Origin of the sequence: Streptomyces sp. NPDC058464 (genome assembly GCF_042721035.1) — a bacterium.
Taxonomy (GTDB): domain Bacteria; phylum Actinomycetota; class Actinomycetes; order Streptomycetales; family Streptomycetaceae; genus Streptomyces.
In genome coordinates this window covers 1-11393 of the sequence record NZ_JBHXMA010000099.1, presented here as the reverse complement: position 1 = coordinate 11393, position 11393 = coordinate 1, and the positions used below count along the sequence as shown (strand labels likewise).

At 67.8% G+C, this 11393-nt stretch carries 9 protein-coding genes; 5 read left to right on the top strand and 4 right to left on the bottom strand.

Annotated elements, in window-relative coordinates; all coding sequences use genetic code 11:
• On the top strand, positions 1 to 524 hold a 524-nt coding region (locus ACFWPQ_RS51385; RefSeq protein WP_384052029.1), incomplete at its 5' end, for an alpha/beta hydrolase fold domain-containing protein.
• An 80-nt stretch (positions 525 to 604) separates the two neighbouring features.
• Here the strand turns inward: ACFWPQ_RS51385 and ACFWPQ_RS51380 are convergent.
• Positions 605 to 1072 carry a transposase domain-containing protein gene (locus ACFWPQ_RS51380; RefSeq protein ID WP_384052027.1) on the bottom strand — a complete coding sequence of 156 codons (468 nt, stop codon included), beginning with the start codon at positions 1070 to 1072 and terminating at the stop codon, positions 605 to 607.
• 206 nt (positions 1073 to 1278) lie between these two features.
• Entirely contained in the window at positions 1279 to 2466 is a 1188-nt protein-coding gene (locus tag ACFWPQ_RS51375; RefSeq protein WP_383720146.1) for a PucR family transcriptional regulator, read from the bottom strand.
• A 183-nt stretch (positions 2467 to 2649) separates the two neighbouring features.
• On the opposite strand from ACFWPQ_RS51375, the gene ACFWPQ_RS51370 reads away from it, so the two are divergent.
• Together ACFWPQ_RS51370 and ACFWPQ_RS51365 are read left to right on the top strand one after the other, a co-directional pair.
• The gene (locus ACFWPQ_RS51370) at positions 2650 to 4215 is read left to right on the top strand and encodes a GMC family oxidoreductase (RefSeq protein WP_383720143.1); all 1566 of its coding nucleotides are present in this window, start codon (positions 2650 to 2652) and stop codon (positions 4213 to 4215) included.
• Positions 4212 to 5933: an aldehyde dehydrogenase family protein gene (locus tag ACFWPQ_RS51365; RefSeq protein WP_384052025.1), complete on the top strand. Its 1722-nt coding sequence runs from the start codon at positions 4212 to 4214 to the stop codon at positions 5931 to 5933. Before ACFWPQ_RS51370 ends, ACFWPQ_RS51365 begins: the two co-directional genes overlap by 4 nt.
• Positions 5934 to 6826: 893 nt before the next feature.
• Here ACFWPQ_RS51365 and ACFWPQ_RS51360 read toward each other — a convergent pair.
• Positions 6827 to 7828: an NADP-dependent oxidoreductase gene (locus tag ACFWPQ_RS51360; protein WP_384052023.1), complete on the bottom strand. Its 1002-nt coding sequence runs from the start codon at positions 7826 to 7828 to the stop codon at positions 6827 to 6829.
• A gap of 287 nt (positions 7829 to 8115) precedes the next feature.
• Positions 8116 to 8718, bottom strand: coding sequence for a TetR family transcriptional regulator (locus tag ACFWPQ_RS51355; protein ID WP_384052021.1), 603 nt, complete (start codon positions 8716 to 8718; stop codon positions 8116 to 8118).
• A gap of 558 nt (positions 8719 to 9276) precedes the next feature.
• Between ACFWPQ_RS51355 and ACFWPQ_RS51350 the strand changes: the two genes are divergently transcribed.
• Positions 9277 to 10131, top strand: a complete 855-nt coding sequence (locus ACFWPQ_RS51350) for an alpha/beta fold hydrolase (RefSeq protein ID WP_384052019.1) — start codon at positions 9277 to 9279, stop codon at positions 10129 to 10131.
• 805 nt (positions 10132 to 10936) lie between these two features.
• Complete coding sequence (locus ACFWPQ_RS51345; RefSeq protein WP_384052017.1) at positions 10937 to 11152, top strand: hypothetical protein; 216 nt, start codon at positions 10937 to 10939, stop codon at positions 11150 to 11152.
• The last annotated feature ends 241 nt before the right edge of the window (positions 11153 to 11393 follow it).

Here is an 11393-nt window from a genome sequence, read left to right as displayed (position 1 = left end):
ACTGGCTGCTCTCCGAAGGGTATGCGCCGGGGAACATCGTCCCGATCGGCCACTCGATCGGCGGGTTCCTCGCCGTCGCTCTGGCGCTTCGTCTCCGCGACAAGAAGCGGCCGCTGCCTGGGGCTGTGGTGTCGATCTCTCCCTGGTGTGATCTCGAGATCGCCAACGAGACGATGGAGACCAATGCCGGGACGGACAAGATCCTCAGCAAGGGGCTGCTGGAGTTCTTCCGGGAGTCCTGGGTGGGTGGTACGGGTATCGGGTTCTCGGATCCGAGGATCAGTCTGAACCGGGCGGATCTTGGTGGTCTGCCGCCGACTCTTGTGTCGTGGGGGACGTACGAGGTCCTGGCGGGGGAGGACGAGGAGTTCGCTGCGCGTGTCAGGGATGCCGGTGTCGATACGGCGACGGTGGTGGTGGAGGGGGGTCAGCATTCGTACATCTATGGTGCCGGGCGTGTTCCGGAGGCGGATGCGGCTATCGCGCAGATCGGCGCGTGGGTCCGGGAGAAGCTGAAGATCTGACCGGCCAGAGGCCCGGTGATGGCGAGATCCGTTCGACGGAAGGCGCAACGAAGTCCTTGCCGTACGACTGTGAGGATGTCTCATGCGGTGTATGGCCCGTAGCGGCGTCCTGGGTGGTCGTGGGCGCTGATATGTCGCGGCGGCTGGTTCCCGATTGAGCTGTGGGAGCCGGTCGCCTCGTCGCTGCCGTAGTTTGAACCGCACTCACTCCCGGAGCGGTCGGCTGGGCCAACGGGTCGGCCAGCGCTTCGAACAGCACCTTGAGGGGCGCTGCGCGGCCTGTGGCGTTGGTCACGTAGGGCTTTCGCGGGCGGTGAGATCAGCGTCATTTCGGCAAGAGCAGTGGTCATCTTTTCCCACACCAGCCGGTCTCCGATCTCGGGGAACAGCCACATGGCCAAGCAGAAGCAGACGCCGAATCGCGAGGGCAGGATCCGCAGGCGGCGTTCGGCACTGCAAGTCTCTGCCGGCATCGCCTCGACAAGCTCGAACGGCACCACCCCGGTCAACTCTCCGAGATGGTCCGGAGCGAAAGATCCTGCAGCCACGGTGACCGTGGTTGAGGCGGTCGTGAGCGCAGACAGGGGTGGGGCAGAACGGGTTCCGTTGCGTATCTGGGCGAGAGGCTCTCCAGGTTGCGGGCGCGTGCCGTTGTGGCCGGGACGATCACGTGGGACGAGAACACGGGCTCGTCATCCGCACACGACTGAGCTCGGGCCGTTCAGGCTGCACTGGCGGCGATGTCGACAGTTGGTCAGCGCGTGACGCTGCCCAGTCGCACGGCCCGCAGAGCGATGTAGAGCTCCGCCGAGGAGGCCGCGTCAGTGGTTCGGCGGCCGGTCAGCTCGGTGATCCTGTTGAGTCGGTACAGGACGGTGTTGCGGTGGCAGTGCAGAAGCTCGGCGGCTCTGGTCGTCGAGCCGCCGGTGGTGAACCAGGTGTCCAACGTGTCGAGCAGGACGGACTGCTCCGCGTCCGGCTGGGCGAGCAGCGGTCCGAGGACCGTATGGGCCACCTCCGAGGCGGCGTCGGGAGACGCGGCTGCGAGCAGCGCGATCGGTGAACTTCCGTACACGTGAGTGTCATGGGTGCCGGGGGGCAGGCACTGGGCCGCCAGTTGGGCCTCTCGCCGGGCGTTCGAGGCGTCCATGGGGGAGGTGAAGGGCCGACTGATGCCCACCCGGGAGAGCGCGATGGCGCCCAGCAGATCCCGCGTCGTCGCGGCTGGGTGCCCGTTCGGCACGGCGAGCAGGCCCAGCAGGGCGCCGGCCTGGTGGGTCCATTCGGAACCGATGCCGAGCGCACGGAGCCGTCCCTCGGCCGAGGGCAGTGGTTCCGAGCCGTCGTTGATCTCGGCGTACACCACCTGGAAGGGCCCGTTGCGGTCGAGGCGAAGGACTCGCACGATCTCCCAGGCGCTGGAGTTGTTCTCGGCGGTGCCGTCGAGCAGCGTCGTGAGCATGATGCTGCGCGCTGCCGCGTCGCGGCGCGCCTGCTCCTCGATGGTGGCGCGGTAGGCCTCCGCCGCGGCGCTGGAGCACTCGTCGATCACCGCCCAGATGTCCGACGCTCTGTGCAGCAGTTGGGTGGCGCTGTCGTCGTCGAGGGCCATCGCCAGCAGCCGGTCCCAGATGAACCGTCCGGCCATACGGTAGGCATGGAGCAGGGCCGCGAGCGGAATGCCCTGTCCCGCCTTGAGCCGGCCTGCCGCCCGCGGGGCGTCCAGATCCGTGGGCGCGCCCCCGCGCAAGGCGGTGAGCAGCGTGCGGAGATTGTCGTGGACGGCAGTGCGCAACTGCTCGTGGCTGAGCTGAGTGCTCTCGGCGTACGAGTGCTCGCCGTCGACGATCTCGGCGGTCAGCTCCTCGGTCAGCGGGTCCACCGAGTCCAGCAGACGGTCGAGCAACTCGGCCATGCACTCGTCGGCGAGCAACGTCGTCATGCGGCCGATGGTAGGCGCCGGGCGCGTTTGTGCACAGGCCCAATTCATACGTTGATATTTCCGGCCCCTGCCCATGGCCCGTAGGGCACGGGCAGGGCGAGCATCCAGGTCAGTGTGTTCCATCGCGGCAATGCGAATGTGGCGTTCGCACAGTCCGCGCACCCATCGGTCAAGGGAGATCGTATGAACACCTACGACTATGTCGTCGTCGGCGCGGGGTCGGCGGGCTGTGTGCTCGCGGCGAGGCTGTCGGAGGACCCTGATACGAGGGTGGCCCTGATCGAGGCGGGAGGGCCCGACACGGCCCAGGAGATCCACATCCCGGCCGCTTTCCCCCAACTGTTCAAGAGCGAACTCGATTGGGACCTCGACTCCGAGCCGGAGCCGGGGCTCCTCGGCCGGCGGACCTACCTGCCCCGGGGCAAGGTCTTCGGCGGCTCCAGCTCGATCAACGCCATGATCTACATGCGCGGCAACCCTGCCGACTACGACGACTGGGCAGCGGGCGGGGCCACGGGCTGGTCGTACGCCGATGTGCTGCCGTACTTCCGGCGGTCCGAGGACAATGAGCGGGGCGAGGACGACTTCCATGGAGAGGGCGGGCCGCTGACGGTCAGCGACAGCCGGTCCGACCATCCGCTCGCCACGGCGTTCGTCCACGCCGCCGAGCAGGCCGGATACAAGCACAACGAGGACTTCAACGGCGAGACGCAGTTCGGCGTCGGGCGCTACCAGCTGACCCAGCGCGGCGGCCTGCGCTGCAGCACGGCCGTCGCCTACCTGCATCCCGCCCTGGAACGGCCGAACCTCACCGTACTGTCCTCCACCCGGGCCCGACGCGTGGTGATCGAGGACGGCCGGGCGACGGGCGTGGAGGTGGACCGGGGCGGTGTGGTCGAGGTGGTCCGTGCCGAGCGTGAAGTGATCCTGTCCGCGGGCGCGTACGAGTCACCCAAGCTCCTGATGCTGTCCGGGATCGGGCCCGCCGCCGCGCTGGCGGCCTTCGGTATCGACGTGGTGCGCGACCTGCCCGTGGGCCAGGGGCTGCAGGACCACTACATGGTGCTGCTGAACTTCCGTACCGACGTGGAGTCCCTGATCACCGCGGCGAGCCCGGAGTACGCCGCCCTGCTGCAGAGCGAGGGGCGCGGGCCGCTGACCTCCAACATCGGCGAGACCGGCGGCTTCTTCCGCAGCCGGGACGACCTCGGCGCCCCCGACCTGCAGTTCAACGCGGCGCCGACGTTGTTCCACCAGGAAGGGCTCGGCCCCGCCACCGAACACGGCCTCTCGTTCGGTCCCTGTCTGCTCGCCCCCACCAGCCGGGGGCAGGTGACGCTGCGATCCCCGCGCCCCGACGCCGCACCCCGAATCGTGCACAACTACCTCACGACGGCCGAGGACCGGGACGCCCTGGTCAGCGGGATCAGGATCGCCCTGCGGATCGCGGCGCAGCCGGCGGTGGCCGACCTCGTCACCGGACCGTACGAGGTGCCGGATTCCGACTCCGAGGCGGACATCCTCGACTGGGTGAGGCGGACCGGGCAGACGGAGTACCACCCGACGTCCACCTGTGCCATCGGCTCGGTGGTCGACCCCGAACTGCGGGTGCTGGACGTGGCCGGCCTGCGGGTCGTCGACGCCTCGGTGTTCCCGACGGTGCCGAGGGGGAACACCAATGCCCCCGTCATCATGGCCGCGGAGAAGGCGGCCGACCTCATCACGGGATTCAAGGGAGTCACCCGATGACCATGACGCCGACAACCGGACCGGCCGCCGGTGAGGTGGCAGAGGTCGACCGGGCGGTCGCCGAGCTGGCCCGAGGCGAGGCCGCTTGGGCCGCGTGCGGTCTGGCGAAGCGAAGGGAACTGCTGGAGCGGGTGCACGCCGCCACTGCCCAGCAAGCGGAAGCCTGGGTACGCGCGGCCGTCGCGTACAAGCAGCTGCCGGAGGGCAGCCCGCTGATCGGCGAGGAGTGGGTCTCCGGCCCGTACCCGGTGCTGACCGGTACGGCCGCGCTCGCGGCGAGCGTACGTGCCCTGGAGGAGGGCGGCAGCCCCGTGGACGCCTTCTCCACCGTCCCGGCCCCCGGTGGGCGCGTCGCGGTCCGTGTCCTGCCGCACAGCGTCTGGGACAGGCTCCTGCTGAGCGGCTTCAGTGCCGAGGTATGGATGCCGCCCGGCGTCACCGCGCAGACGGTACGGAGCCGGGCGGGCCTTGCCCTGCGACAGCCGGCCGACACCGCTGGCGTCGGCGTGGTCCTCGGCGCGGGGAACGTCACCTCGATTCCGGTCCTGGACGTGCTGTACGAGCTGTACGCGCACAACCGGGTCGTGGTCCTGAAGCTCAACCCGGTCACCGACGGGCTCCTCGACGTCTTCAACCGGGTGCTCGCCCCGCTGATCGACGTCGGCGCGGTCCGCATCGTGACCGGCGGCGCCGAAGTCGGCAACTACCTCGTGCACCACCCGGGCGTCAGCCATGTCCACATGACCGGCAGCGCCCTGACCCATGACGCGATCGTCTTCGGCACGGGTCCCGAGGGTGCCGCCCGCAAGAAGGCGGGCACGCCAGTGCTCCAGAAGCCGGTCACCAGCGAACTGGGCGGCGTTTCGCCGACGATCGTGATACCGGGTGACTGGTCCGAGGCCGATCTGCGCTTCCAGGCCGAGCACGTCGCCACCCACAGGCTGCACAACGGCGGCTACAACTGCGTGGCGGCCCAGGTGGTCGTCGTCAGCTCCGACTGGACGCAGAAGGACCGGTTCCTGGCGCATCTGCGAACCGCGCTGGCCAAAGCGCCGGCGCGTCCCGCCTACTACCCGGGAAGCGATGCTCGGGTCGCGCAGGCCCTCGCGTCGTACCCGAGCGCGGAGCGTATCGCAGGGAGGGTGTTGATCGAAGGCCTCGACCCGGGGGAGCCGGGACCGGCACTGACCACCGAGTACTTCGCCCCCGTCCTGGCCGTTCTCGAACTGCCGGGAAACGCCGGAGAGTTCCTGGACGAGGCAGTCTGCACAGCGAACGAGAAGTTCGCCGGAACGCTCGGTGTGAACCTCATCGCGCACCCCCGCACCATCTCCGCACTGGGCCCGGCTCTCGACGAGGCGATTGCCGAACTGCGCTACGGAACGGTCGCGTTGAACGCGTGGACGGGCGTCGGCTACCTGACCGCGACGGCCAGCTGGGGTGCCTTCCCCGGCCACACCCTCGATGACGTACAGAGCGGGATCGGCGTCGTGCACAACGCCGTACTCCTGGACGGGCCGGAACGCACCGTCGTACGGGGCCCCTTCCGTCCTGCCCCCCGATCGGTCCTCCACGGGGAGCTCTCGATGTCCCCCAAGCCTCCGTGGTTCGTCACCAACCGCACCGCCGTCACCACAGGACGTCTGCTCACTCGGTTCTCTGCCTCGCCCCGCTGGTCCGCGCTGCCCAGGATCTTCGCCTCCGCACTGCGCGGGTGACCACCGACCCATCTCGGACCGACTCGGGAGACGACCACGGTCGACCTGGCCGTCCTGCCGGAACAACACCGCACGCGAGCTGCCGGATCGCGATGCCGTGGTGCAGGGCGGCACAGGCTGTCGTACGCAAAGGTCGACACCGAGGCGAACCGGGTCGCGGCGACGCTCACGGTCCACGGAACGTCCTGCTCGCCGGCCGAGAGGTCACGTATCGCCTCCAGGACTGCGGCGCGAAGGCACACTTCTGCTTCGAGGGCAGTGTGGTTGCTTGCCGGAGTGGTGCGGCGACTGGCGGGGCGTTTGCGGGCGGCCGCAAAAGCCGGCCGCAATGACGCCTTACCCCAAAGCGCGATGAATTCCTGCAGGCTGGCGGCGTCCTGGTGCTGCGGCCAGGACCGACTGGCGGCGATGGGCGAGTGGACCGCCGCTGAAGGGTCGAAAGAGGCCCAGGCGTGCTGCATCCCGCACCCGGAGGCCATGGTGATGCTGGTCGGCGGGTCATTTCGCAGGGCGTGAAGACTCTGCCTCACGAACGCCTGTCAGGTTCAGGATCCGAGAAACTCAAGTGCTGTTGCCGTGAATTCATCGTGGTACTGGAAGACTCCCCCGTGCCCGGCGTCCGGGTAGAGGGGGACGAGTTCGCTCCGGGGCAGGCGCGCGGCCAGGTCGACCGTGTTCGGGCTGGGCACCATCCGGTCGTTGTCACCGTTTGCCAGGAGGACCGGCTGAAGGATCTTCGACAGATCTGACGGTGCCTGGCGACCCCATCGTTTGACGGCCTTCAACTGGGCGCGGACCGCAGGCAGTGAGATCTCCTTGTCGCGGTCATGCGTCCGCTCCTTGAGACGTTTCAGGAAGGCTCGTCCGGCCCGCCGGCCGGCAGGGCTGTTCCCTCACATCTTGACGACGACCTTGCCGGCCTTCGCGCGCCCCGTTCCGGCGTACTCAAGCGCTTCCCGAACCGACTCGAACGGGAACACGGTGTCGACGACGGGCCGGATCTTGCCGGCCTCGATGAGTGGGGTGAGCTCGCGGAGCTGGTCCCCGCTGGCCCTCATGAACAGGAACGAGTACGACACATTGCGGCGCCGGGCGAGTCTGCGAATCCGGAAACTCAACGCGGACATCACCAGTCGGATGATCGGATTCGCTCCCAGTTCCCTGCCCGTGTCGGCATCGGGAGGGCCCGCGACGCTGATGACTTGACCGCCGGGCCGGAGCACGTCCAGGGACTTCTTGAGTGTCTCGCCGCCGAGCGAGTCGAGGACGACGTCGTAATCGGCCAGCATGGTCTCGAACGTCTGCTTCTTGTAGTCGATGACAACGTCCGCTCCCAGGCGCTTCACCAGACCGACGTTGGCCGTGCTCGTCGTGGTCGCCACGTGCGCACCCAGTTGCTTCGCCAGCTGGATGGCGACGGTGCCCAGGCCACCGGCGCCGGCGTGGACGAGGACTTTCTGACCTGGCTGAACACGCGCCCGCTCGACCAGCACCTGCCACGCGGTCAGGGCGACCAAGGGAAGCGACGCAGCCTCTTCCATGGTCAGCGTGACAGGCTTGATCGCCAGGTCGTCCTGGTGCACCGCGATGAGCTCGGCGAACGTGCCGATCCGGTCCTTGTCGGGCCGCGCGAAGACCTCGTCGCCCACGGCGAACCGTGTGACGGCCGAGCCTACTTCGACCACTACTCCGGCCAGGTCGTTGCCCAGGACGAAGGGGACCCGGTACGGCAGGATCGCCTTCATCTTTCCGTCCCGGATCATGCGGTCGAGCGGGTTGACGCTCGCGGCCTGGATCCGGACCAGCACGTCATCCGTGCCCACGTCCGGGTCCCGCACCTCGCCGACACGCACGCCGGCCTTGTCGCCGTAGCGCTCTACGGTGAAGGCCCTCATCGTCGTCTCCGTATCTCGTCCGCAAGCGGACGGGGTGGTGTGCAGGGTGTGGTGCGCGACCTTGGCCCCGGTCGGTTGGACCTTCCGGTGTCATGTCGCGAGTCGTGGAGGCCGCCGCCGGCTCGTGCGACGGGTGAGAGGCGGAGCCCATTAGAGATTATGATCGTAATGCTATGCGTGGAGGTGAGGGATCGCAAGCGGGTCCTTCGGTGCTGGGGTTGCCGTGGTGTGCCACCCAGGCGCGGGTGGGCGACCCGCCGGGCGGGCATGCGTGTTCGTCGGGCGCGTCAGGCCAAGGTCCCGGCTTGCTCTCGCTCGATGCCCAGCAGAGCGAAGGCGTTGTGGATGCCCTGTTCGAGCAGTTCGTCGGCGAGCCGTTTGTCGGCGAGGGCTCGGGAGAGTTGTAGCGTCCCGGCCATCATGGCGTAGACGCTGAGTGCCCTGGTGCGGACTGAGAGTGGATCGTCGAGTGCCAGGCGTGCGGCCATGCCGTCGACGACCATCAAAACGCCTTCGGTGTAGGCCTGTTTGGTCGAGTCTGCGCAGCGGCGGATCTCGTCGAGCAGGGCGGCGGAGGGGCAGCCGTCGTCGGCGCTGTCGCGATGCTGGGCGGACAGATACCACCGCACGATCTGCTCAAGTCCTGCGCGACCTGGTGCCGCGTGCGCGACGACGCTTGCGTTCTGTGCCCGCAACTGGTCGGCGACCGCGGTGGCCACGAGGTCGTCCTTCGAGGTGAAGTGGGTGTAGAAGGCGCCATTGGTCAGCCCTGCGTCCTTCATGAGGGCCGAGATGCCCGAGCCGTCGATGCCGTCCCGCTTGAACCGGCGTCCGGCCGCCTCGATGATCCGCTGCCTGGTTGCCTGCTTGTGCTCTTTCCCGTACCGCACCGTGCGCTCCTTCGCTCGTTGGAGAGGTCGCTTGCTCCGGGCGGACTCTCTCGTCATATTGTATTGCGAACGTAATTCAATGATCTAGGGTGCCTGCGGATGCCGGCGGGGCGCCACGCTGGACGGCTCTTCAGGCCTGCAGGGCTTGCCGGTTCGGGGTGTCGGCGGTGTCTTGTGGCGCTTGGCCGACCTCGGATCCCGCTTGCGTCCACGCGCTCTTCCTTGATAATATTACGATCATAATTCAAATGCTCGCTCCGAAGGTGCCCGCCTCGCGCTTGTCGAGGCGGCTTCCGGGGTGGTCGGTACGAGTCGGAAGCGGGGGCGTCACCGTCACGGTGCCTGATCCGCCTCAAGTGATCTTGATTCAACCGGTGACGTGTACGTCAGCAGCGTGGTCGAGCAGGTGATTGATCCACCCGTGCCGGTCCACTACCTGATCGGCAACGTCCGCTCGGCCCACCCGGCACTCCGCCTCGCGGACCCCAGGACCATCTTCGTTGTGCCGCGCCAGCCAACCCCTGAGGTGTCCCGCACACCCGTCAACAGGAGAAGGACATGATGAGTACGTATCTGGCAGACAAGGCCGAGGACCTCACTGTCGACGGTCCCTCCGCACGGTTCACCTATCGGCGGATGGGCCCGCAGGGCGGCGTACCGCTGGTCCTGCTGAACCGCTTTCGTGGCACCATCGACTGGTGGGACCCGGAGTTCCTGGACTACCTGGCCGCCGACCGTGACGTGATCGTGTTCGACAACGTCGGTGTGGGCTACACCGACGGTGAGCCGCGCGACTCCCTCGAAGGGTTCGCCCAGGGAGCCATCGAGTTCATCGAGGCGCTCGGTCTCGTGCAGGCCGACCTGCTCGGCTGGTCCCTGGGAGGCATCGTGGCCCAGCGTGTGGCGGTGCGGCGCCCCGAGCTGGTACGCAGGCTCGTCGTGGCGGGCAGCGGCCCGGCCGGCTGGGTGCCGGACGCTCCTCCCTTCAGTGAGAAGGTCCTGGGCATCATGGCCAAGCCCGATGCCGACCTGGAGGACATGCTGTACCTGTTCTACCCCGAGACGCAGGCGGCCCGCTCCTCCGGGCGCGAGCACTTCGACCACGTCTCGACCCGGCTCGCCAGCGGTGGCCCCGCGGTCTCCGAGACGGCGGCTCAGGGCATGCTCACCGCGGCGGCCACTCTCCTGGCGGCCCCTTTTGACGAGGTGGTGGCGGAACTTGAGGCCATCAAGCATCCCGTCCTCTACGCCAACGGCCTCAACGATGTGATGATCCCCGCCCACAACTCCTACGTCGCGGTTCAGCATCTCGACAACGCCACCCTCGTGCTCTACACCGGCGCCGGCCACGCCTTCCTCTTCCAGTACGCCAAGGCCTTCACCAAGCAGATCGCCGACTTCCTCGCCGCCTGACCCCCTCGACCCCACGGCCGCCCGTAGTTGTCAGGGCGGCGGTGGCCTACGCCTGGTCCTGTCCACGAGAACGAGTTCTGGCTCACTTTCGGAAAGCGAGCCAGAACCGACACTGGTGAACAGGGCCATGCGCAATTGTCGAACGTCACCACCATGAGCCGACCGCAGTCGGTGTGTCCCGGAGGCGTGACCTCGCGGGGGACCGGCCATGTCCGACCTGGCGCGCCGGAGGACTGCGTTTTGCGGCGAGAGGGTTCCTGGTTGGCACGGGAAGCTGCGGTCTCGCGGTCTTGGTCTGCACACTCGGTCTGTGCCTGATCGGCCGGTAGCTGGTCCGGATCGATTCCCTCTACGTCCAGCCGGACAATCAGTTCGGTCGAAGGTCGTACGGTGAAAGGGGCAGAATTGGACGAACCTGCCCTGGGAGAGTGGCCCTGGTGTCCAGCCTGCTGATGGTGTTGTTCTCCCAGGTCGCGTGGAGAGCGTGGAGCAATGGTGCTGCCACCTGGGAGAGCTTCGGCTACGAGGAACCCTCTTTCAGGGTCTGCGGCCTCGCGGCACTTCTGCCCGCTCTCATCTGCGGGGTCGAGTCTTTGACCTCGGTCACCTCCCCGGTGCGCGGTGTCCTGAGGTCCGTACGGTTCGTCCTCGGATTCGTATTCGGACTTCCGCGGCCGGTCTCCGTGTTCGTTGTGGCTCCCAACTACGGGGAACCGACTCTGCTGTAGAGCGCCATCGGGTTCGTCTTCATCGCGACGGTGGCTCGGCGGCTGCGCGACGCAATGTCTCTCGGCGGATCGGTGGCATGCCCCCTGCTGTGGGCTTCCTGGTGCGCGAGGGCGTCTCGGGGCTGAGCTGGTACGGTGCCGGCCAAGCCCTGGTGAGTGCCGCGTTCGGCGACGGCACAAGGCCCGCGCAGGGCAGACCCTCGCTGGTTTGTCGCGCGCTGCTCATGCTTCCCGGCGTCATGGAGTGCATCCATGAGCGACCGCTGCGTGTCCTCTACCGTCGAAGCGCCTGACAGATTCGGCAGCGACCTGCTTGATCGCCTTACCCATGGTAGGGACGGAGTCAAGCGGCTGGTTTATGCCTGTGGGCGCCCCGGGGCCTGAGGGGTACTGCAGAGCCCTTGGGCCCGGTCGAGCTGTGACGCGGGACGAACTGGCTTGTCGGCGACGGCTGAAAAGTGGACCAGTAGCGACGCTTGAAAGTTGACCCCCTCCAAGGGGTCTGGCTCGTTGAGCCAGGCCGGGAGGAGTGGT